Annotated in this window: 25 protein-coding genes; 13 read left to right on the top strand and 12 right to left on the bottom strand. The window is 56.0% G+C overall.

Annotation, left to right across the window (positions count from 1 at the left end; genetic code table 11):
* Positions 1–50 precede the first annotated feature (50 nt).
* The 3 genes from KSF73_13970 to KSF73_13960 form a co-directional block, all read right to left on the bottom strand.
* Positions 51–1,670, bottom strand: a complete 1,620-nt coding sequence (locus tag KSF73_13970; GenBank protein ID MBV1776819.1) for a hypothetical protein — start codon at positions 1,668–1,670, stop codon at positions 51–53.
* 135 nt (positions 1,671–1,805) lie between these two features.
* Positions 1,806–2,903 carry an acyl-CoA desaturase gene (locus KSF73_13965; protein ID MBV1776818.1) on the bottom strand — a complete coding sequence of 366 codons (1,098 nt, stop codon included), beginning with the start codon at positions 2,901–2,903 and terminating at the stop codon, positions 1,806–1,808.
* A gap of 6 nt (positions 2,904–2,909) precedes the next feature.
* A complete protein-coding gene (locus tag KSF73_13960; protein ID MBV1776817.1) occupies positions 2,910–4,016 on the bottom strand; it encodes an iron-sulfur cluster-binding domain-containing protein in 1,107 nt (368 codons plus the stop codon).
* A gap of 212 nt (positions 4,017–4,228) precedes the next feature.
* Between KSF73_13960 and KSF73_13955 the strand changes: the two genes are divergently transcribed.
* Positions 4,229–4,792, top strand: a complete 564-nt coding sequence (locus tag KSF73_13955; protein MBV1776816.1) for a TetR family transcriptional regulator — start codon at positions 4,229–4,231, stop codon at positions 4,790–4,792.
* Positions 4,793–4,887: 95 nt separating this feature from the next.
* Here the strand turns inward: KSF73_13955 and KSF73_13950 are convergent, their stop codons facing one another.
* Complete coding sequence (locus tag KSF73_13950) at positions 4,888–5,988, bottom strand: VCBS repeat-containing protein (protein MBV1776815.1); 1,101 nt, start codon at positions 5,986–5,988, stop codon at positions 4,888–4,890.
* A gap of 130 nt (positions 5,989–6,118) precedes the next feature.
* A complete protein-coding gene (locus tag KSF73_13945; GenBank protein ID MBV1776814.1) occupies positions 6,119–7,558 on the bottom strand; it encodes a YdiU family protein in 1,440 nt (479 codons plus the stop codon).
* Between the two features lie 68 nt (positions 7,559–7,626).
* On the opposite strand from KSF73_13945, the gene ybaK reads away from it, so the two are divergent.
* Positions 7,627–8,127 carry a Cys-tRNA(Pro) deacylase gene (ybaK, locus tag KSF73_13940; GenBank protein ID MBV1776813.1) on the top strand — a complete coding sequence of 167 codons (501 nt, stop codon included), beginning with the start codon at positions 7,627–7,629 and terminating at the stop codon, positions 8,125–8,127.
* Positions 8,124–8,774: a TRIC cation channel family protein gene (locus KSF73_13935; GenBank protein MBV1776812.1), complete on the top strand. Its 651-nt coding sequence runs from the start codon at positions 8,124–8,126 to the stop codon at positions 8,772–8,774. The genes ybaK and KSF73_13935 overlap by 4 nt, the downstream gene beginning before the upstream one ends.
* 6 nt (positions 8,775–8,780) lie before the next feature.
* Here KSF73_13935 and KSF73_13930 read toward each other — a convergent pair whose 3' ends face one another.
* On the bottom strand, positions 8,781–9,170 hold the full coding sequence (locus KSF73_13930) for a group III truncated hemoglobin (GenBank protein ID MBV1776811.1): 390 nt from the start codon (positions 9,168–9,170) through the stop codon (positions 8,781–8,783).
* Between the two features lie 112 nt (positions 9,171–9,282).
* On the opposite strand from KSF73_13930, the gene KSF73_13925 reads away from it, so the two are divergent.
* The 7 genes from KSF73_13925 (at position 9,283) to KSF73_13895 (ending at position 14,631) form a co-directional block, all read left to right on the top strand.
* On the top strand, positions 9,283–9,906 hold the full coding sequence (locus KSF73_13925; protein ID MBV1776810.1) for a TetR/AcrR family transcriptional regulator: 624 nt from the start codon (positions 9,283–9,285) through the stop codon (positions 9,904–9,906).
* The gene (locus tag KSF73_13920) at positions 9,903–11,051 is read left to right on the top strand and encodes an efflux RND transporter periplasmic adaptor subunit (protein ID MBV1776809.1); all 1,149 of its coding nucleotides are present in this window, start codon (positions 9,903–9,905) and stop codon (positions 11,049–11,051) included. Before KSF73_13925 ends, KSF73_13920 begins: the two co-directional genes overlap by 4 nt.
* On the top strand, positions 11,048–12,250 hold the full coding sequence (locus KSF73_13915; GenBank protein ID MBV1776808.1) for an ABC transporter permease: 1,203 nt from the start codon (positions 11,048–11,050) through the stop codon (positions 12,248–12,250). The genes KSF73_13920 and KSF73_13915 overlap by 4 nt, the downstream gene beginning before the upstream one ends.
* 1 nt (position 12,251) lies before the next feature.
* Positions 12,252–12,965 (top strand): ABC transporter ATP-binding protein, encoded by a 714-nt coding sequence (locus KSF73_13910; protein MBV1776807.1) that lies wholly within the window; start codon positions 12,252–12,254, stop codon positions 12,963–12,965.
* 192 nt (positions 12,966–13,157) lie between these two features.
* Complete coding sequence (locus KSF73_13905; protein ID MBV1776806.1) at positions 13,158–13,469, top strand: cytochrome c; 312 nt, start codon at positions 13,158–13,160, stop codon at positions 13,467–13,469.
* Positions 13,470–13,574: 105 nt separating this feature from the next.
* Entirely contained in the window at positions 13,575–13,973 is a 399-nt protein-coding gene (locus KSF73_13900) for a GFA family protein (protein MBV1776805.1), read from the top strand.
* Between the two features lie 184 nt (positions 13,974–14,157).
* Positions 14,158–14,631: a hypothetical protein gene (locus tag KSF73_13895; protein ID MBV1776804.1), complete on the top strand. Its 474-nt coding sequence runs from the start codon at positions 14,158–14,160 to the stop codon at positions 14,629–14,631.
* A 70-nt stretch (positions 14,632–14,701) separates the two neighbouring features.
* Here the strand turns inward: KSF73_13895 and KSF73_13890 are convergent, their stop codons facing one another.
* From KSF73_13890 to fur, 6 genes are all read right to left on the bottom strand, one after another.
* Entirely contained in the window at positions 14,702–15,436 is a 735-nt protein-coding gene (locus KSF73_13890) for a pseudouridine synthase (protein ID MBV1776803.1), read from the bottom strand.
* Complete coding sequence (locus tag KSF73_13885; protein MBV1776802.1) at positions 15,436–16,347, bottom strand: hypothetical protein; 912 nt, start codon at positions 16,345–16,347, stop codon at positions 15,436–15,438. The genes KSF73_13890 and KSF73_13885 overlap by 1 nt, the downstream gene beginning before the upstream one ends.
* A 152-nt stretch (positions 16,348–16,499) precedes the next feature.
* Positions 16,500–17,339, bottom strand: coding sequence for a hypothetical protein (locus tag KSF73_13880; GenBank protein MBV1776801.1), 840 nt, complete (start codon positions 17,337–17,339; stop codon positions 16,500–16,502).
* Positions 17,326–18,075 (bottom strand): arginyltransferase, encoded by a 750-nt coding sequence (locus tag KSF73_13875; GenBank protein ID MBV1776800.1) that lies wholly within the window; start codon positions 18,073–18,075, stop codon positions 17,326–17,328. The genes KSF73_13880 and KSF73_13875 overlap by 14 nt, the downstream gene beginning before the upstream one ends.
* Positions 18,053–18,784 (bottom strand): leucyl/phenylalanyl-tRNA--protein transferase, encoded by a 732-nt coding sequence (aat, locus tag KSF73_13870; protein MBV1776799.1) that lies wholly within the window; start codon positions 18,782–18,784, stop codon positions 18,053–18,055. Before aat ends, KSF73_13875 begins: the two co-directional genes overlap by 23 nt.
* Positions 18,781–19,227 (bottom strand): ferric iron uptake transcriptional regulator, encoded by a 447-nt coding sequence (fur, locus tag KSF73_13865; GenBank protein ID MBV1776798.1) that lies wholly within the window; start codon positions 19,225–19,227, stop codon positions 18,781–18,783. Before fur ends, aat begins: the two co-directional genes overlap by 4 nt.
* Positions 19,228–19,419: 192 nt before the next feature.
* On the opposite strand from fur, the gene bamE reads away from it, so the two are divergent.
* The 3 genes from bamE (at position 19,420) to KSF73_13850 (ending at position 22,340) form a co-directional block, all read left to right on the top strand.
* Positions 19,420–19,821, top strand: a complete 402-nt coding sequence (bamE, locus tag KSF73_13860; GenBank protein MBV1776797.1) for an outer membrane protein assembly factor BamE — start codon at positions 19,420–19,422, stop codon at positions 19,819–19,821.
* A gap of 8 nt (positions 19,822–19,829) precedes the next feature.
* On the top strand, positions 19,830–20,627 hold the full coding sequence (gene dapB, locus KSF73_13855) for a 4-hydroxy-tetrahydrodipicolinate reductase (protein MBV1776796.1): 798 nt from the start codon (positions 19,830–19,832) through the stop codon (positions 20,625–20,627).
* A 102-nt stretch (positions 20,628–20,729) separates the two neighbouring features.
* Positions 20,730–22,340: a response regulator gene (locus tag KSF73_13850; GenBank protein MBV1776795.1), complete on the top strand. Its 1,611-nt coding sequence runs from the start codon at positions 20,730–20,732 to the stop codon at positions 22,338–22,340.
* Positions 22,341–22,558 lie beyond the last annotated feature (218 nt).

The following is a 22,558-nucleotide window of genomic DNA, read 5'->3' as shown; positions in this document are numbered from 1 at the left end:
CATTGAGCTTACGCCGGACAGGATTTTATGTAAACAAAAATGTTTACATATTAAGGTTTGAGAATCGCCAGTACGCGATCCATGTCCACCTGATAAAACGATTGAAGCGGCTGGTAGGGCTTGCTGCACGCTAGATTCATGCGCGTTCCATCTTTCATTTCAACCGTGACTTGAAGAGATTGTTTGCAGGAGTGGATCAAGGCTTGCAGGGCCTTATCGCTTGCGAACAGGGGTTCGCCGCCAATCTTGCTGGCATAGTGCTTGCCGGCCAGATGTCTGCATCGCTGATCACCATCGAGCAGGATGCCGTCAGGAGCCGGGTACATGTCGCGATGCCCGCAATCTTCAGTCATCAGTTCACCTACTGCGGTTATGATCATACTATTAATCTGTGCCTGGCCGGCCGATGCAGGCTTTAGCAGTCCGGTTTCCGTGGCCAGCTGTGCCCAGACCTCTCGCATCACCATCTGATCACCCAGCAACAATGGTAACCACTTTGGCTGACACGCCGCATTGCCACCACACTCCACGACCTGTGCGAAATCTGGCAATTCACTTGATTGCATGCGTTTATAAAATGCATTGAGCCGCTGAAACGGGGTGTCCGCGTCCGAACTTGCCGCCATTGCCAGCACATAGGCTGGTAGCCCGCAGCGATATGCTAGTCGTTCTGATGATTTGGTTTGAGCGCTAACGCTTGCCCACGGCAAATTGCCTGTGGCGAGCATGCAGTCACCCAGCGCATCGTTCAGATACTGTGCAGCAGTCTCTTTGCTCAACCATCCGTGCTTGATGTGAACCATCCATTGCATGAACTCTGCGCCGCCTTCATGAATCAGACGCTCATCCGGATATTTCTTTGCGTCCGGAAAAGTCTGAAATTCGTGGCTGAATTCATGCGCGACAAGATGGGTGGTTTGATTGCGTGCATCCTTATCCGGTGAGGCGGGCCAGTTGTAGAGTGCAAGTCGCAGCACATCTCCGCCATTCCCATCTACTCGCGTAGTGCCACCATTCTGGATACCTGCAGCGGATAAGATCGGCATATGAAACGGGGCATCAGGCAATCGGGCCCGCAGATAATCAACGGTGCCATTTGCCACTTCACGGATCAAGGTGCGGGTTTCCTGGGGGAGCGCCGGGTCAATCCAGATGGGCACGCCTTTCGATGGTGGCGGCAAGGCTGGCAGCAATAAAGCAGCGGTATGGTCGCGGTTATCCCATTTGAGCGTGGCGCGCTGTCGTTGAATCTTGCCTTCAGCAGCCACTGCGGGAGCGAGGAAGGTGTAGTGCGCCGCGCCACAGCGCTGATCCGTCACATAGTTGCTTGTATGAATCCATACACCGCCTGCAATCGGAAACGCAGGGTAATAACCATGAATCATGGCCGAGGATACCGGCACCTTAAAGGTGGCCTTTCTGCAGGCATCGCCATTGAAATGAATGGTATCGCCATCCAGCGTTGCACACGGTGTGGAGGATTGCCAGCCCTCGCGAAGATGTGGATCGTTCTTTCCGGGTTTGTCGAATGTCAGTTCACTGCAGGCGGTGGTCGGTGAGTAGCTGACCTCGATAACCTTCTCGGATAGACGCTTGAACTGGATATGAACATCTGCCAGTGCGTCGGGGCTGACGAGCGCGAGGCCCAGCAAGGATGCGATGAGGCGCATCTATTCCTCCGGAATATCTGATAGTGGTCGCCATACTCAAGGAAGCATGAACGCAGGTCAATCGTCAGTTCCGGCAGGTGTGGCACAAATGAAAAAGGCACCTGATTCAGATGCCTTTGCAGTCTCGCTAATTGATCAAGCCGGCTGAACTTTGGTCTGGCGACGCGGCGGTCGGCTCGGAAATGCATGGCGGAAAATCCGAACCATCACTGTAAAGAACTGGCGCGGGAACGAGCCGGTATTGTAGTGCTGACCATAGCGTGCACAGACTTCGCGCACTTCCGGCGCAATCATGCCGTAGCGGCGCGCCGGAATATCCGGGAACAGATGATGTTCGATCTGGTGGCTCAGATTGCCGGTCATGATATGCAGAAGCTTACTGCCGCTTAGATTGGACGAACCGCGCAACTGGCGTACATACCACTGACCCTTGCTCTCATTATCCAGGCAGGAGATCGGAAATACTTCGGCATCCTGCGTGAAGTGACCGCAGAAAATCACCACAAACGTCCAGATATTGCGGATCAGGTTGGCAACCAGATTACCGCACAGAACGGCGAGGAAGTTGGGGCCTGCCAGCAAGGGGAACAGCAGATAATCCTTGGCAAAGGTACGGATCAGCTTGCGGCGGAACGGAATCAGCTTGGTCTGGATTTCCTCGCCCTTGATGCGGCCGCGCAGCAGGCGATCTAGTTTCAGGTCAAATACCGCAATGGCCATCTGGAAGAATACAGCCTGCAGGAAAGCCCACAGCGGCTGGAGCAGGTAGAATTTGCGCCAGCGCTGTTCGGCAAATACACGCACGGTGCCATAGCCAATATCGTGGTCTTTTCCGAGCACATTGGTATAGGTGTGATGCTGGAAATTGTGGGTGCGCCGCCAGGCTTCGGCGGTACAGCCATGATCCCATTCAAAGGTCAGGCCTTTGAGCTCGGGATCGTTCATCCAGTCATACTGGCCATGCATCACATTGTGACCCAGTTCCATATTGTCCAGAATCTTGGATAGACCCAGCAGCACGGCACCGGCAATCCAAGTCGGCAGGAAAAAGCCGATCATCAGCAGGATACGGCCTGCGGCACCCGTGAGGCGCACGGCCAGACGGATGCGGCGGATGTAGCGGGCATCCGCTTCGCCCAGATCAGCCAGTACGCGGTTACGGATGCCATCCATTTCATCGGCAAAACGTTGGTATTCTTCCGGCGTCAGTACACGGTTATGAATCGTCGTCATGATAGGTCAGAGTTCAAGGTTGACGTCGCCGACCGGTGCGGAAATGCACAGTCGGATCGTATCGTTAGGTTCGGTGGAGACGAGTCCGGTACGCAGATCGCGCACGGCACCGCTGTTCTTCTTGCAGCTGCAGGTATTGCAAATCCCCATGCGGCAGCCACTGGCAGGCTTCAGACCCATCGCTTCCAGCTGGGTGAGCAGCGTACCGCCGGTGCGAGCGGCTTTTTCCTGTCTGCTGCGTGCCAGCGTCAGCGTCACCGGCTGATCATCTTCGAATGACCAGGTTGGCGGGCTGAAGGCCTCGTGAATATGCAGCTGACCGCCCACGTGTGTCAGGGCGCGATCGCAGGCCGTGACAAAGCCATGCGAGCCACAGGCGTAGGCATGGCGATCAGCCGCATCAGGCACGAGGGCTGCGAGTTGTTCGCCCGTGATACGGGTGGCCGGTGCGGGCTGACTATCAGTGCTACCGGTAATGAGGATATGCACGCGCAGCTTAGTGCTGGCGAGCGCATTCAGTTCATCTACGAAGGCGAGATTTTCGCGGGTGTGGCCATAGTAGAGCAGGTCGATATCGCCCGCGTACTTGCAGGCAATCAACTGACGCACCAGCGAAATCACCGGCGTGATCCCGGCGCCGGCCGCCAGCAGTAATAGCTTGGGCTGGACGGTTGCAGCCAGCACAAAGTCACCCTGAGCCGCATCCAGTTCGAGATAGTCACCAACTTTGACTGCATCATGCAGCAGATTGGACACCTCACCACCGGATAGGCGCTTCACCGCGATTTCGAGTGTGTTTGCGGTGATTGCAGTTGGGCTGTAGCGGCGGGTATGGCGGATGCCATTGTGTTCGATAGATACGCCGATATGCTGACCGGCCTGCACGCCCGCCCAATTGCGACTGGGCGCAAGGGTCAGGACAACCGTAGCATCGCCGGACAGGCGACGTGCGATCACGCGCGCAAACACGCGGCGCAGATGAAGTTGCGGATGGAGGAGGCGGCCGTAGAAATCGAAGACATCTTCGCGGATCCAGCCATTGAGCATGGCACGTCTGACCGGGCTCAGGAGCGGAAGAATCCGGTTAACAACAAAAGTGGGCAGTAGCGACACGACGAAATTTTTCAGTAAACATGTGTTTACTAATTTGCCACTAAAAAGGCTTTCGGTCAACACTTGTTTACTGAAATGAAAATTTGGCCTACCATCGAACCATACTATATGAACAGATTGCTGGCCTTTTGCTGACCCGATCCACGCCCACCATCCGCGCCGAAAAGAAGGAACACACCCGTCAAGCTCTACTGCAAGCCGCACTGGAGCTGATGGCAGATGGCTGCGGGATGGCTGCGCTCAGCATGCGAGAAGTGACCAAGCAGGCCGGCATCGTCCCCGCGGGCTTTTACCGGCATTTTCCGGATATGGATAGCCTCGGACTGGCGCTGGTGGATCAGGTGGGGACGACATTCCGGGAAGCGATCCGTCTAGTGCGCCGCGATCAGCTGGAGCGACGTGGGGCGATCAGTGCCTCGGTACAGATTTTTGTCGATTTCGTGCAGGCACATCGTGCCCTGTTTCTGTTTCTGGCGCGTGAACAGTTCGGTGGTTCGCCGGTAGTACGCGATGCCATCAGCAATATGCAGCAGCTGTTCGTGGTGGATTTGATGCATGATCTGGGTGAAGGCAACCGTCTGCGTCATTTGCGTCATGCGGATCTGACCGTTGTGGCTGATCTGATCGTCAAAACGGTATTTTCCGCGCTGCCCGAACTGACCAATCCCTCGCCCAACCAGCTCCCCGATGGCCGAAGTGCTGCGCGCCTGCTAGAAGACAAGCTTCGCTTCATTCTGATTGGTGCCAAGCATTGGCATGGGGTAGCGCAGGCATAATGCACGCTGGATGCCAGGCAGCCAGTAACACATCTGAAAAAGCCCCTGAAAGTACTCAGGGGCGATTGCGGCCTTACTGATCAAGCTTCTGACTATTACTTGTCGGTGCTGACCGAAATTGCATGGCCATCAACAGGTGGTACGGTGACCGACCGGATGGATTGCAGGGCATTGATATGGGGGATGGTCTTGTCAATGCGCGGGAAGCTGCCGTTCCGGTTAAGCAATACGTAAGCTGTTCGGGAAGACGAATCGAATACGATCAGATCTTTTAATCCGTCGCCATTCAAGTCTGGACGGAAGAAGCTCATGGACTTGCTCTTCAAGCTGATACCAAGCGGCATCAGATTCGGCGCCTTTTCGGCTGCAGGCAAGGTTGGTGTGGTTTGCGGCGCGACGCTGTTTCCGCCAATCGGTGGGAAGACCGTCACCCAGCCGATCCCGGTGGTAGAACCGCCAGGACCGCTACATGTCAGCATGAACATTTGCGACATGGTGACGTATTGCATCCCCATGGCGGAACCACCGCAGTTGGTCGCATTCTGAACGATATTGGCAAAGGTCACCCAACCCGGTCCCCACAGCGTGGATGGTGTCGGTATGACTATCACGGTGGGAGCGGGTGGTGGCGGTGGTGATACTGTCAGGTTTGCAGTTTGGGAATTACTGCCACCGGGACCGCTACAGGTCACTGTCACGGATTGATTGCTGCTTGGTGTAACCGACTGGCTACCGGAGGTGCTGCTGATCGATGCACTGCCCGTGCTGCTGCAGCTGGTTGCGTATTGCGAGCTCCAGCTCAGCGTCGACGATTGCCCTGTATAAATGGCGCTGGGTGAGTATCCCACACTCACTGTTGGCGCCGGATTCCCTGCTTGTACCGTCAGGTTTGCGCTGACCGAGCGTGTCATCGAGCTATCTGTGCAGGTAATCCGTGCGGTGAGACTGGATGCGGCCGTAAATGTGTAACTACTGTCCGCACCGTTGTAGCCGGGAATGCCTGAAACCGAGCACTCTGGATCACCTGCGTCGCTCAGAACAGAATAATTGAATGTCACACTCTGGCCAGCCACTGCATTGTTTGGCGAGAAGGCTGCTGTGACCCTCAGCCAACCGTCAACGGGGCGAGCGTGTGCGGTTGATAGTAGCGTTAGCGCCAAAATGGACGCGCCTAAGCTGCGTGTGTCAGAACGCATGGGAAACTCCTGTATCCAGTTAATGTATTGCTCGTTGGGAGATCAAGAACAGGCGATACACTATGGAGATTCAGGTTTGGCTCCTAGATGGCAGAATTGACACTTGCAGGGGGGAGGGTTTATGTGTGCTCTATGACGAACACGACACACTAATCTCCTTCGCCCAATCCGGCGGGAGGGCTGCAAAGCGTGCCATGCCAGCTTGCTCGGTAAACGGAGTCCGCAAGAGCAGCTCGATTTGCTTAGCGACGCTGAAATCGCCTTGTTCCGCCGCCTGAATCGCTTCTTCGGCCATCCAGTTACGCAATACATAGGCCGGATTGGCGGCCAGCATGGCGGTTTGCCGGGTAGACGCTGGTACAGATTCAATCACCAACCGCGATTCATAGCGATCAGCCCAGACATCAAACGCTACGCGGTCGATGAACATATCACGCACGCCAGCCACCCCTTCATGGCTCAGCACCCGCCAGAAAATCGTCCAGTCAGTACGCGAGGTCTGCATCAGGTTCAGCAGATCAATCAGCAGCGGCCAGTCGCTGTCTTCCTCAAGCATTAAGCCAAGCTTGCGCCGGAATTGCGCCATCATCGCAGCTTCAAACTGCGGCTGGAAGGATTGCAGCGCGGCCAGCGTGACATCGCGGTCCAGCAGCGGCAGCAAAGCCTGCGCCAGACAATGCAGATTGAAGAGTCCGGCTTCTGGCTGACCCTCCCAGCGGTAGCGGCCCTGATGGTCGGAGTGATTGCAGATGTGGCCCGCATCAAAATGATCGAGAAAGCCAAACGGGCCGTAATCAATCGTCAGGCCGATCAGGCTCATATTGTCCGAGTTCATCACGCCGTGACAAAAGCCCACCGCCTGCCATTGCGCAATGAGTTGCGCGGTACGGCTGATCACCTCGTCCAGCATGGCCTGATAGGGATTGGCTGCATTCAGGCATGCCGGAAACCAGCGCGCGATTGCATAATCCGCCAGTGCTTTGAGCGCATCATGGTCGCGACGGTAGTACTGCATCTCGAAGTGGCCGAAACGCAGGAAGGTCGGGGCAACACGTGTGACGACTGCAGCGGTTTCCGCCCGCTCGCGCCAGACAATTTCCGGGCTGCTGACCAGTGCCAGTGCGCGGGTGGTGGGGATACCCATTGCGTGCATGGCTTCCGAGCACAGATATTCGCGGATGCTGGAGCGCAACACGGCGCGACCATCGGCCCGGCGTGAGTAGGGCGTGGGGCCTGCACCTTTTAGCTGAAGCTCGTAGCCATTCAGCTCGCCTAGCAGCAATGCACGACCGTCTCCCAGTTGCCCGGCAAATACACCAAACTGGTGGCCTGCATACACGCTGGCGCGGGTGTGGGTCGACTCGGGCAGGGCGCTGCCGCCGAGCAGCATCGCGGTACTGGCGTCAGTATGGATGTCGGCGGGCAGGCCAATGTCGGCAGCGAGCGCCTCGTTCCAGAGTGACAGTGTAGGATTGTCGATTGGCGTTGGATCGACGCGCTGCGAAAAGCGTGCACCCAGATCGCCCAGAGAATGAGAGAATGTACAAGAATCCCAGCGCGACATGCCCATACCACCAATAGGGATATACCCGAGTAAAATGATCGGGTATTGTACGCCTTCACGCACGGAAATACAGTATGAGTCAGGAAAAAGCCCCGGTGACGCAGGCCATCCGCGTCTTGCGTACCCATAAAATTGCCTTCGAACCGCATCTTTACGATTACGTGGAAAAAGGCGGTACTGCCGAATCTGCCCGCCAGCTGGGTGTGGATGAGCATATCGTCGTCAAAACACTGGTGATGGAAGACGAACGCAAGCAGCCGTTGATTGTGCTGATGCATGGCGACCGTGAAGTCTCCACCCGCAATCTCGCCCGCCAAACCGGCCGCAAGCATATCGATCCCTGCGCCCCCGACATCGCAAATAAGCATTCGGGCTATCTGGTGGGCGGGACCAGTCCACTGGGTACCAAAAAAGCCATGCCGGTGTATGTAGAGCGCAGCATTCTTGATCTGCCACGTATCTTCGTGAATGGCGGCAAGCGTGGTTTTCTGGTGAGTGTGAATCCGGCAGACTTAGGTCCGGTATTGAACTGGACAGCAGTGGATGCAGCTGCGGGCGGAGATGTGGCCGAATGATTGAACTGAATGAATGGGCGTCACTGGCCGGTAAATGGCTATTTGATATGGACTGGTTGTATCTGGTGGGGACCGCCGCGTTTTCGCTGTCGGGCTATCTGCTGGGCGTTAAAAAGAAGTTCGATCTGCTCGGGATTGTGATTGTGTCGCTGCTGACGGCGATTGGCGGCGGGATCATCCGCGATGTGATGCTGAACCGGATTCCGGTGATTTTTCATCATGCCGAACCGCTCTACATTATCTTCACCACGCTGGCACTGGCCTGGCTCTTGCGCATGCACAAAGGCTATGGCGCGGCAGCGTATCGTATCTTTATTGTCGCCGATTCCATCGGGCTAGTCGCGTTTAGTCTGGCCGGCGCCGAAGTGGGAATGCAGTACGAACTCAATCTATTCGGTGTGCTGCTGGTGGGCTTTGTCTCGGCTGTTGGTGGCGGCATTGTGCGCGACATGATGGTGAACGACGTGCCCTTTATCCTGCACAAGGATTTCTATGGCACGGTGTCGATTCTGGCGGCGGCCAGCCTGTATATCGCCCACATGGCTTTTCACCTGAATGGCCCGACGCTGGTGTGGGGGCTGTTTGCAGTGTGTCTGGCGGCACGGTTGATCGGTCACAGGCAGGATTTCAGGTTGCCAAAGGTGTGAGGTTAGTTAGCCTGGTCGATGATCGGGCTGACTGTACTGGTGCATTAGTTTCAGTGATTCGCCAATGCGGCGGGCGTGGGCGATCCATGCTTCAGCCTGTTCATCCGGCAGCATGTCGGTGAGCGTGGTGGTAAACAGGTCGAGCCAATCGATCAGCAAGTCAGGCGTGAATCCGGCTGACATATGCTTGTTTGCCACATCGTAGCGATAATCCAGATAGCGTTCGCCTCCCAATGTCACCCACCAGAAATGGGTGAGATGATCGATATGCGCCGGCCAGTCATCGACCACCGAGAAGGGGCGGGACAAGGCCGGGTGCACCTGTACGCGCGCATAAAACGTTTCCACAACCTGTCTGACCAGATCGAGCCCTAGCTGTCGGGCGAGTGTTGTCATCATCTTTCTCCTGTCATTCCAACCGCTGATCAATTGTGATCTATCGTGTCGCGCATTTTATCCTGATTCTGATAAGATAGTAATCAATTACTCACTTTATTGGGGCAAGGGTATGAACGGCCACGCAAAACATCTCCCGGCAGACGAGCGCAAAGCAGCAACCATCGAAGCAGTGGTGGACCTTGCTGCCGGTCAGAATCCCGGCGATATCACCACTGCGGCCATTGCCAAGCACATGGGACTGACGCAGGGTGCACTGTTTCGTCATTTCCCCAGTAAGGATGCGATTCTGGAAGCGGTGATGGGCTGGGTAGCCGATCGCCTGCTGGCCCGGATTGATCGTGCGACCGATGCGATCGATCATCCCTTAGGTAAGCTGGAGGCTGCCTTTATGGCGCATACAAGCTTTGTTGTGGAGCATCCGGGTGTGCCCCGCATGCTATTCGGTGAGCTGCAGCGTCCCGGTGAAAGCTTGCCCAAGAAGATGGTTCAGACCCTGATTCAGCAATATGGAAAGCGACTGAAATGCTGGCTGGCAGATGGCATTGCCTCCGGCCAGCTGCGGAGAGATCTGAATCCCGAAGCGGCAAGTGCGCTGTTTATCGGGTCGATTCAGGGTTTGGTCATGCAATCCATGATCGCAGGCGATATCGAGCTGATTACCCGTCAGGCACCTGGCGTGTTTGATCTTTATCGTCGCAGTGTGCAGGCCGGTTTGACGGAGGTGCAGTCATGAAGATGCCGAGCATTTCACGTCGTACCTGGATGTTGCTGGCCGGTGTGGTGCCGTTGCTGGGCGTCTTTGCATTTGTGGTGCTGCGCTCCGGTCCGCTGGCGCCGATTGCGGTTACCGTGGCCGAGGTCAGGCAGTCGAGTATTACGCCGGGACTGTTTGGCGTGGGGACGGTACAGGCGCGACAAACTCATCGGGTGGGGCCAACGGTGCCGGGCCGGGTGAAATGGCTGAATGTTCAGGTCGGAGACACTGTGCAGGCAGGGCAGCAAATTGGCGAGATGGATGCGGTAGATCTTGCGGACCGTGCGCAAGCACTGGACGCAGCCATTCTGGCCGCCGATGCCGCTGAACAGCAGGCAGAAGCCCGACTTGCCTTTGCAACGACGCAAGCTGAACGCTATGAAAAGCTGCTGGCCATGAAAGGCGCGTCAGAAGAAATGGTTGCTGCGCGCAGGCAGGATCTGGACGTGGCACGCGCGGGATTGTCGGCTGCGCGTCAGGAGGCGCGTCGGGTGCGCGCAGATCGCAAGGCGCTTGGTGCGCAACAGGGCAGTCTCAAGTTACTGGCGCCGGTAAGCGGCGTCGTCGTCAGCCGCGATGCTGATCCGGGCACGACTGTGGTGGCGGGGCAGTCGGTGGTCGATATTGTCGATCCTGCCGGTATCTGGGTGGATGTCCGCTTCGATCAGCATGGTGCCGAGGGCTTGCAGGCGGGATTGCCTGCTTCCATTGCCTTGCGCTCGCAGCCAGATCGCGCAATCACGGGTTCGCTGCTGCGTATCGAGCCCCGTGCAGATGCGGTGACAGAAGAGATGATGGCCAAGGCGGTGTTTGCGCATACGCCCGCACATCTTGTGCTGGGAGAGCTGGCCGAAGTGACCGTGACGCTAACGCCGTTACCTGCCATGCCGGTGATGCCACAAGCTGCCATTCGGGTCTGGAAAGGGGTAACCGGCGTGTGGGTGTACACCGAAGGCCGCATCGAATTCCGCCAGATTGTGACTGGGCGCCATGATCTGAACGGACTCGTTCAGGTGAAGCAGGGACTGAAAGCAGGCGAGCAGGTGGTTGTGTACAGCGAGCGAGCCATCAACGGGCCACACGGCGTACGTGTCTATGCGCGGCTGCCGGGAGTGCCATCATGATCAGCCTGGCAGGCAGGGACATCCTGCATGCCTGGGGCAAGTTTCTCTTTACAGGCGTCGGCCTCGGGCTATTGATTGGCGTGACCCTGACCATGGCCGGGGTGTATCGCGGGATGGTGGATGACGGCAAAGTGCTACTGGATAACAGCGGTGCAGACATGTGGGTGGTACAGCGGGATACGCTCGGACCGTATGCCGAGTCTTCCAGTATTCCGGACGACACCTGGCGTAGCGTGCGCAGTCTGCAGGGCGTATCGCAGGTTGCCAGTATTACCTATCTCACCATGCAGGTGGCCAGAGGCGAGCAGGAAGTACGTGCCATGGTGGTGGGGATCGCGCAGGGTGAACCCGGCACCCCGGGCTGGCCTCCCTATCTGGTGGCGGGCCGCCATGTTGCGAGGAGTCATTATGAAGCCGTCGCAGATATCACCTCGGGATTCCGGCTGGGGGATGAGATTCGCATTCGCCGCAATCTGTACCGGGTGGTCGGGCTGACGCGCCGGATGGTGTCCTCCGGTGGTGATCCGATGATCTTTATCCCGCTGCGCGATGCGCAGGCGGCCCAGTTTCTCAAGGATAACGATGCCGTATTGCAGCTGCGGCGGCGCACACAGGCCAATCCCGCGCTCAATGTGCCGGGCAATCCGGGCGTGATGAAGTCGGTTCTGGCAAGTCAGACTGCCAATTCGATGGTGAATGCGGTACTGATCCGGCTGGATTCGGCCACCGCGAATGACCACGTCAGGACAGCTATCGAGCGCTGGCAACGCCTGACGGTATACGACCGCAGCGCCATGGAGCGCATTCTGGTCGGCAAGCTGATCGCCAGTTCCGCGCGCCAGATCGGTTTGTTTCTGGCGATTCTTGCCCTTGTCAGTGCTGCCATTGTGGCCTTCATCATTTACTCGCTCACCATGGACAAAATCCGAGAAATTGCGGTGCTGAAATTGATCGGAACGCGCAATCGCACGATTGCGTGGATGATTCTGCAGCAGGCGTGGATGCTGGGTCTCATCGGCTTTGTGGTCGGCAAGATTTCCGCCACGTTTGCGGCGCCCGCCTTTCCCAAATATGTGCTGCTCCTGCCTCAGGATGCGTTGGCTGGACTAGCGATCGTCCTGGTGATCTGCATGCTGGCCAGCCTCGTTGCCATTCGCATGGCGCTCAAAGTAGACCCCGCTGAAGCAATTGGAGGCTGAAATGCGCGGAAAAGGCATTCATATCGAAGGATTGAGCAAGCGCTACGGCGAGGGCGATACGGCTGTGCTGGCGTTAAAAGAAGTCAATCTGCACGTTGAGCCCGGCGAAGTGGTGGGCCTGATTGGGCCGTCCGGCTCGGGCAAAAGCACCTTGCTGAAATGTCTGGGTGCGGTCATCGATCCGACCGAGGGCATCATGCGACTGGGCGATGAGGTGATCTTTGATTCGGGTTGGCGAGTACGTGATTTGCGTGCATTGCGGCGGGACAAGATCGGCTTTGTGTTTCAGGCACCCTATTTGATTCCGTTTCTGAACGTACTGGACAACGTCGCCTTGCTGCCCATGCTTGCAGGCATACCAGACGCACAGGCCCGAGCACAGGCAATGGAATTGCTGACCGCGCTGGATGTACAGCACCGCGCCGAGGCCATGCCCGTGAGATTGTCCGGCGGCGAGCAGCAGCGCGTGGCCATTGCGCGCGGACTCGTGAATCGCCCCCCGGTCATTCTGGCAGACGAGCCCACAGCGCCGCTCGATTCCGTGCGTGCGCTCTCTGTGATCCGCATCCTCAACGACATGGCGCGTCGCTATGAAACAGCGGTGATTGTGGTGACTCATGACGAGAAAATCATCCCGACATTTCGGCGCATCTATCACATCCGCGATGGTGTCACCCACGAAGAGGCGGGTGAAGCGCGCCCCATAGACGGCTGAGCCATCGCCCATCTGCTCGCGCAATACCACGCAAATACATTTAAACCAGAGGAAATCAGTATGACTACATCCATGATCAAACACGTGATGGTAGCGGGATTGGCTGCATTGATCCTGCCCGGACTCGCCGTGGCAGATGCCCCCGCCCGACCGGGCAGCCTGCGCACCATCATGCTGAAACTCGATAGCAATATGCAGGCAGTTTCATCGGCCATTTCCCGCGAAGACTGGGTAAAAGTCGCGCAACTTGCACCCCTCATTGCCCAGCACGATGAACCCATTGCCGCAGATAAGCTCCGCATTCTCGGCTGGCTGGGCAAGGATGTACCGACTTTCAAATCCTTCGATACGAATGCACATAATGCAGCGCATGAAATGGCGGAGGCCGCAGAAAAGGGTGATGGCTTAGCGGTCATCCGGGCTTATGGTAGCATCCAGCAAAATTGTCTGGCATGCCACCAGCGGTTCCGTAAAGCGTTTAGCGAGCAATTCGGGCAGCCTTGATTTGGCGCACGGTAAACGGCATGCTCATGCATGCCTCAAGTGTGCTTTATCTACTGGCCTTGGTGGTTTGGTTGCTGGAATGGATTAAATAGAGGCGTAAATTTAATGCAGATCAAGCAGGTCGGTGACACAAGCATTCAGCCAATCCACCGTGCAAGCTGCCATTGCAGCGCTGTCGTCATGGAGCTGGATTTACCCAACGGCATCGACCGGCCCCGCCGCTGTGATTGCTCGATCTGCCGTCGTAAGGGCGCCATAGTGGCATCGGTCAAGCTGTCGGGTATCCGGATTCTGCAAGGGGAAGATGTACTGCGTTTGTATCAATTTAATACGCATACGGCGAAGCATTTCTTCTGCAGCATCTGCGGGATTTATACCCACCACCAGCGTCGATCCAATCCCGAGGAATATGGATTCAATGTGGGCTGCCTAGAAGGTGTGAATCCATTTCTGATTCCGGATGTGCCGGTGAATGATGGGGTGAATCATCCGGCGGATCGGTGAGGGGTACCAGCACTGCGGTGCCTATTTTAACTGCACCATTGGGTGCAAAGATCTTCTTGGAAATATCGATATTGAACGTGATAATGGCCAAGGTCCTCCCTTTCAAAGGTTGGAGGGGTAAAGCGTCGCCGCAGCGTCGGCTGCAGGTTCAGGATGGGCAAGTTATTGTTCGATAGGTAATTTAATGAAACGTCGTCCAACAATTCCATTTTTTAAATGGAGAATAGCAGTTCACTTAGGGCGAACTAAGCAAATACAAAACCAACCGAGCATGCCCGCGTATAAGTGTCAGTGCGAGTTGTGTAGTAAATGGAAGTGTTCATATCAAGAAATTATTCCTTCAGAAACTCTAATGGAGTTACAAAGGCTTGGGGTTCAACTTGAAGCGCCGAATGAGTTGTATGGTGGTCAGCAAAACCAAGGAAAATATCATGTAAGGGCTATTTATCACATTGTTGGAAAAATAGTATCAGGACCTGAAAGCACAATATTTCATGATCGTTTAGGTGAGTACGTTCAAAATTACGTCGTAATTAGAAGTGATCCGTGGTTTAGCGTATGTGTTTCGAATGCTAAGGAATCATGTGTATTATCGCCTCGCATCGATAATGCAAAAGACGGTGACATCATTGTTTTAGATTTTAGATTCGATATGTAATGGAATAGAAACTCGATCAACTTCGCACATCGTTCTCCAGGCGCGTGACGAATGGTGGTGAATTTAAATATTAAACCTCATCCATCCCCAACCCCGCCACCACCGCCATAAAATCCTCCGCCGGCGACACTTTCAGCTCTATCCGCTCCCCACTCACCGGATGATTAAACCCCATCTCGGTACACGCCAACAACAGACGATTCACACCAAACGCGGTCTGAAAGTAGCGATTGTGAATGCCTTTGCCGTAGGTGGCGTCGCCGATGATGGGGTGGGCGATGTGCTTCATGTGGCGGCGCAGTTGATGGCGGCGGCCTGTGACGGGTTCCAGTTCCAGCAGTGCATAGCGTGACTGCGGGTAACGGTCGATCATTACGTCCAGCGTGGCGGTGGCCAGTCGGGTGTAGCGGGTGAGGGCGGGCTGCGGGGCGCAGGCGTCGGGGTTGCGGGCCGCCAGATATTCATCTTTCGGGCGGCTCAGCGCGTGGTCGATTTCGCCGGATTCGGGCGGCCAGCCGCGCACGATGGCTTGATAGCGCTTGTGCATATTGCCCTGCTCGAATGCCTGCGACATCACGCGGGTGATGTCGGCATCAAAAGCAAACAGCAGAATGCCCGAGGTGCCTTTGTCGAGCCGATGCAGGGCGTTGACGCGGCGGCCAATCTGGTCGCGCACGATCTGCAGCGCAAAGCGCGTTTCGTGGCGGTCGATCTCGCTACGGTGAACGAGCAGGCCAGAAGGCTTGTGTACTGCGATCAGCCAGTCATCGTGATAGATAACCGGCAGCGTTTCCTTTTCCAGCATCAGGACGCACTCAGGCTTTTGCTGAGGTCTGCCAGATGGGTCAGGGCGGCCCATGCCTGAGCCTGATCTTCATTGCTCATCAGACCATCGTTCCCCATTCGGCCAAGCACGGTGCTGATGCTGGCAAGGTCGCTGCGAGCTGCGTCGAGCATATCTGGCCTGCTTGCGAGCAGAGGTGCGTTTCCGTTGAGTCCCGTGACAAGCGAAGCAGTCAGACCACGCACCATGGACTGGGCAACAAATCGGGTTTGCCGACTGCGCCACCAGCCCTGCTTGCTGCGATCAATCGGGTTGTTTACGCTTAAGGCCAGCAGCCTGTCGCGCAAATCCAGAATTCGTTCATTGACCAGCATCAAAGCAGACTGCCGGGGCAGTGGTCCGGTTGAGCTAAGGAGGTCATTCAAACGAGTGGCCTGACTAGCCAGCTCGGTGGCGACCAGCTCTGTGTAGTTGCATCGTTGTTTGAAGCGAATCCGACCCAGTTGCGCCAGCGGGCGATCTTCGCCCCAGAGCAGGTATTCGAGCACAGTCAGGCCGCGGACATTCGGCTGCGGCAGAGCCCCTTCCTGAATCGAAGCCTGGCTGGCTGCACGGATCGCACTTTCTACTTCGGGAATGGTGACAGACTCGCCGGTGAAAATAGGTGCATCCGTGAGTTGAACCGGTGTGCCATATAACTCGTACCACGTACCCAGCACATCTAGCCAGGAAGCGCGTACTGCATTAAAACCGGTTTGCGTGACCCGCTGGCACAATCTGTCCAGCTTATCCGCCAGCATATTGCCTTGATCTTGTAACTTGCCGGACAGTGTTGTCGCGCGAGGACTACCGGCACCCGTTGGCGGATCGTCCGCCCGCGCTGTCAAGCTGATGCAGGAGGCGATAAGAGTGAGGGCGATTAGCTTACGCATGGCACGAAATTCCCGGCGATTGCATGCACAATGGGTGAATGCATAAAAATGTGACAAGGGGCGACATTGTTCAGTGTTTTGGTCAAACTGCCAAGTGACGCTAGCCATTCGAGCAGCGTTTTACACAATGTCGCAAGCACAAAGGGGTCACCTTATACATGATGGCGAGTGAGTAGCGCTAAAATCGCGCAGCTCAACGGAATCAGGATGTCGAATATGCTCCGTTTGATTGAGGGCGGATGTGGGTGATCCACGGCAAGTCGACATAATGCGGGCAGAAGGGCATAGATGGCCAATCGCACGCTTGGCCATGGTAACGCGGTGGCGAATGCCCCCAGTGCCATTATTCCGCCCGCAAACAACGCATGCCTGACGGCATTCAGGTGGTGCTGCAATACGCCTGGCGCACTTAAACAGAGTGCGTCCAGTGTATCCTGAGGTGCGCGTCCTTCGGCAATCTCCGCTAATAGCACGCCTGCCTGTTCGAGAGGCAGTCCAGCGCCGGTGATGGCGCCAGCAAAGCCCAGAGAAGTCTCGGGATCAGGCAAGGTGAGTTCCCGTTCAGCATAGTCATCAGCAAGCAGAAGACATTGTGTGCGCGCCTGCCACCACCCCAGCACATACCCGAAAAGCGATGCCAGTACGCAGAGCATGATTGCGATACTGTGAATTAACGCGGTGTCGGAGCGGTACACCTGTAGCATCATCAGCAGAGAGACACCTGCAATCAGCCAGTTGAGATAGCGTGTCTGCCTGAGATGCGGGGGCAATGCGTACAGATGCATTCCCTTCAGGCCACAGTATCGGATGATTGGTGCGAGGAAGGCGAGCGGAAGGTGTTCAATCAACCAGATGAAGAGATGGGTGCGTGAGCGAATGCTGTCAGTCGTTTGCAGTTGGGCGGCCAGCTCTAGAAACACCCATTGCCGATGACTGCCACTTTCCCGATCGGACCAGGCAAGATAGGCCAGCCGACGTTCAGTCTCGTTCAACATGCATTCGGTCGATTGTTTGCCACTTACCCTCAATCATTCCCTCCAATGGCTGGAATGATGTCTTGTAAGACATCTTGCGACATTCTTCGATCCAGTAGCCCAGGTAAACCCATGGCAAACCTAGTGCCTGCGCGTGCTGAACCTGCCAAAGGATATTGTAAGTGCCGTAGCTACGACTCGAATCATCAGGTTCGAAGAAGGTATACACGGACGATAGCCCATCATCGAGCCGATCAATCAGACTGACCATTTTCAGGTCATCGCCCTCGTGAAAGGCAACCAGAAAGCTATCGACATGGCTGCTGAGGATGAAATTTTCGTATTGTTCGCGGCTGTCACCATCCATGCCGCCACCAGCATGGCGCACAGCCTGGTACTTGCGATACAGCTGGTAGTGGCTTTCTTCAAAACCCAGGGGCATGATGCGCGCCTCAAGCGTTTGATGCTGGCGTAGCATGCGACGCTGGGTACGATTCATGCGAATATTTGCGGCATCAAGCCTCACGGGTACGCAGGCACGACAGCGATCGCACCACGGGCGATAGGTGAACATCCCGCTGCGGCGAAAGCCATTGCGGACCAGATCACTGTAGACGTGCGAATCGATCAGTTCGGACGGAATCGCCACCTGAGAACGAGCCATGCGGTCGTCAAGATAGCTGCACGGATACGGTGCAGTGGCATAAAACTGCAAGCGGATGACGCGATGATCATTCGGATGACTCAAGCGCATTTCCCCCTTCAGGTTCACCGCTGACTGCGTACTGCCATGGACCGGGAAGACCGGGCTGGTCGCAGAGTCGTGTCAGCGTGTCGATGAAGGCCGGTCGGGCAATTTGCACCGAACCAAACCGTGCCAGATGTTCAGTATGCATCTGGCAGTCAATCATGCCAAAACCGTGGCGATCAAGCCAGCGAACCAGATGCACAAATGCGATTTTTGATGCATCTGGTACATGGGCGAACATGGATTCACCATAGAACATCCGCCCAATCGCCACGCCATACAAGCCCCCAACCAGTTTTCCATCCATCCAGCACTCTGCACTGTGCGCAACGCCTGCATCATGCAAGCGAGTGTAGGCGGAGATAATCTCGGAGGTGATCCAGGTGCCATCCTGTCCTGGACGGGGCGTACCTGCACAGCCGCGCATAACATCTGAAAAAGCAGTATCAAAGCGCACTTCATAGGGCTTATTGCGGATCACCTTTGCCAGTGATCGTGGCACATGCAAATTGGCGGGGAAAAGAACCGTTCGCGGGTCCGGACACCACCACAGAAAGGGATCGCCCGGTGAAAACCACGGGAAGATACCCTGTCGGTAGGCTTTGATCAGGTTGGCGGTACTCAGGGTGCCGCCCGCCGCCAGTAAGCCATTGGGATCAAGAAGCGCAGACGTGACCGGTGGGAAATGGCAGTCCGCATTGAGCCACGGAATCATGAGAAGGTGATGCGCTCCTTGCCGGATAAACGCTGGCGGCAGCTTGCACAAATGCCGTACAAATACATGGAGTGCTCTTGAATCAGGAAGCCGGCCTTTTCTGCAATCTCTTCCTGACGTTTTTCGATTTCGGCATCGTAAAACTCTTCAACGGTGCCGCACTTTACGCACACCAGATGATCGTGATGACCACCTTCGTTGAGTTCGAATACGGCCTTGCCGGATTCAAAATGGTGACGAACCAGCAGTCCGGCCTGCTCGAATTGAGTAAGTACGCGGTACACGGTCGCCAACCCAATGTCCTCCTCCTCATCCAGAAGGAGGCGATAGACATCTTCGGCAGTCATGTGGCGCTGTCCGCTGCTTTCAAAAAGGCTGAGAATCTTCAGGCGAGGGCCGGTGGCTTTCAGTCCGGCATCCTTGAGATCGTGGGCTTTGCTCATGATCGAATCTTTTCACTATGGCTATTTAGGCTAAATGATAGCGATTCTTTTTGTCATTGGGTGAGTTGAATGTCAGACATCTGCATCTTGACCCCACCCGAGCGCGCCATTTACGGATATGATACGGACTTTCGCGGAAACCAAGCGGAAGTTTCGCTGTCCATTAGACTCCTTTCGCTCTACTAGATCGCCATGCGCACACGTTTATCAGTTCTGCTGCCGACTATTGCTTTGCTCGGCGCCTGTAGTTACCTGACACCCTACAAGCTGGAGATCCCTCAGGGAAACCCGGTGACGGCGGATCAAGCTGCCAAGCTCAAAGTTGGCATGACCCGTACGCAGGTGAAGTTTGTTCTGGGCACGCCCATGCTGGAAGATGCCTTCCATCAAAATCGCTGGGATTACCAGTATTTCGAGGCTCGCGGCGGCCAGGAGCGCACCAATAAGCGCTTCTATGTCCTGTTTGATGGCGACCGCGTCACCGGGTTTGGCGGCGATACCTTGCCTGCCAATATCTCGGTTGCAGAACCTGCTCCAGATCAAATGAAAAACCGCGCCCTCGAAGATGGCAAGGATAAGCGAGGTGGTCGATGAGTCAGCCGCTGCGCATCGCGATCGCAGGTGTAAATGGTCGCATGGGTAAGGTATTGGTCGAATCGGTGCTGAATGCAGAAGGGTGTGTGCTGTCCGGCGCACTGGTTCGCGAAGGCTCCCCTCTGGTGGGGACTGATGCAGGTGTGCTGGTTGGCCGCGAGGCGGGCGTGCAGATCAGCAGCGATGTGCGTCAGGCATTGTCGCAGTCCGATGTGCTGATCGACTTTACCCGCCCCGACGCTACACTGGCCTATTTGACCATCTGCCGCGAGCTGGGTGTCGGCATGATCATCGGCTCGACTGGCTTCGACGATGCAGGCAAGGCGGCTATCCAGTCAGCAGGCGCCGACATCAGCATCGTGTTTGCTGCCAACTTCAGTGTAGGTGTGAATCTCGCATTCAAATTGCTGGAAACGGCCTCGCGCGTGCTGTCGCATGGCTACGATATCGAAATCGTAGAAGCACATCATCGTCACAAGGTTGATGCACCGAGCGGTACTGCGCTGGCTCTGGGTGAGGTGATTGCCCGCACATTGGGGCGCGACCTGAAAACAGACGCCGTATACGGCCGCGAAGGCATTACCGGCGAACGCGATCCTTCCACCATAGGCTTTGCCACTGTGCGTGGCGGCGATGTTGTTGGCGATCACACGGTCATGTACCTTGGTACTGGCGAGCGTCTCGAAATTACCCACAAGGCCAGTTCCCGTGCCACCTTTGCCCAGGGTGCCGTACGTGCTGCGCGCTGGCTGGCCGGCAAACCTGCTGCGCTCTACTCCATGCAGGACGTGCTCGATCTGCATTAAGCTGCACGACCCTTCATTGCACGCCGACCGCATGGCAGTCGGCGTCGCATCTCCCCGTTAATTGCGCTATAGATACGCTACTCAACGTATCCGACGCGTACCATGAGTTCTGGTTCCAGCGCACTGGTCATTGACCCATCACCTGCTGTTCGCATGATGATGCGCAATGTTCTCTCCGAGATTGGGGTCGACCATTGCGACATCGCGCCGTCCTTGTCTGAGGGACGCAAGCGCTTGCGCGAACATCATTACGACATTGTACTGAGTGAGTACAACTTCGAGACCGGCGAATCCGGGCAGGACATGCTCGAAGAAGGTCGCAAGACCGGATTTCTACCGCCCACAACCTTGTATTTTATCGTGACCGCCGAGGCATCCTACGGCACAGTGGTGAATATTGCCGAAGAGTCGCCGGATGATTATCTCCTCAAGCCGCTGAATACGGCTGATTTAGCCAAACGAGTCGAGCGTGCATTTGCCAAGCGCAATCTGATGCTGGACGTGCTTCAGGCGATGGAGCAAGGCAAGCTCGAAACCGCAGTCAAACTGGCGACCCAGCATATGCACGGAAAAGGTAAGTTTGCGCGGGATGCGGCTCGTCTGTGTTGTCAGCTACTGTTTCGGCTGGGCAAATATGAAGAGTCGGCACGTTTACTGAAGGCACTGCTGGCACAGAAAGACTTGCCCTGGGCACGGCTTGTGCTGGCGCGGGTCGCCATTCGCATGGGTGATCATGTGACAGCTGAAGCGGCACTTCGCGAGTTGATCGCGCAGCATCCCATGTACCTGCCCGTGTATACCCAATTGGCTGATGTCTGCAAAGCGCAGGAACGATTTGCAGATGCACTGGATGTTACCGAGCAGGCCATCAAGATCGCACCTAACAGCGTCAAGCGCTTGCAGTTTGCCGGACATCTTGCCACTAGTCTGGGCGATTCAGAGAAGGGGACGGCTTATCTCATGCGCGCAGTGCGATCCAGCGGAAAATTGCTGGACATGGATGCGCGGACGGTATATCTGCTGATCCTTGCTGCGCAAGAAAAGGGGGATGCCAAGGAAGCGCTGAGTATGATCAAGCAGATGAAGCTCAAGGCGCAGGAAGCACGGGATCATCTTGTGATTCGTTCTCGATTGAACTGGTATGCCGCACTGGCGGAGGCATGGCTGTCGCTGGAAAGGCGGGAGATGCTGGGTGCCATCGACAAGGTCAAGTTTGTATCTGAAGCATGGAATGAAAAAGGCTTCGACTTACCGCTTGCGCTGGATTTGTTCAAAGTCATGGATCGCATGTACGCCGACGATTTGGCATCCACCATGGGATCATGGGTGCATGTGATTGCATTGCGGATGTGCGCGGGCAAATCTGCTCAGGACATGCTGGAAAGTGCGCTGTCGGCCAATCAGCGATTATCCAGCCTGGTCATCGAGGCGGGTGACTACATTGCCAGTGTTGCAAAGGATTCGGCGCGTTTAATGGTAAGTGATGCGCTGGAGGATGCAACTGACAAGCTGTCCATGATCGGGCTGCAAACCAAAAACAACCGCTTGCTGATTGCCGCTGCCAATGCAGCTTCGCGCAGTCTGCAGCGCAACAACGATCTCAAATATGCCGCACTGGCTAAGCAATGTTTGTCCATGGTCGACCCCCCGGACGAGGAACTCCTCGCTCGCCTCAAGTGGGTGACGGATAAGGTCGAACAGGCAAATACCTGAGACCTGATTTGAATCTGTTGTAAATCCTACTCAAATAACGGCAAATGCGCCGCATCCCGCAAAGCACGTGTTCCTTCCTGCTCCGAGGCGATCTAAATTTACACGCAAAGGTCACTTTGTGTGGCTTTTGCGCCCGTGATGAATGACACATACATCGCTTCAAATTACACTGTCGAGCGATAGCTAGGTTAAGTAGCCGAACTAGCCACGAGAATAGT

It is taken from the genome of Burkholderiaceae bacterium DAT-1, from assembly GCA_019084025.1.
Taxonomy (GTDB): domain Bacteria; phylum Pseudomonadota; class Gammaproteobacteria; order Burkholderiales; family Chitinimonadaceae; genus DAT-1.
Note: the sequence above shows the minus strand (reverse complement) of the source record. Positions and strands in the feature narration are given on the sequence as shown.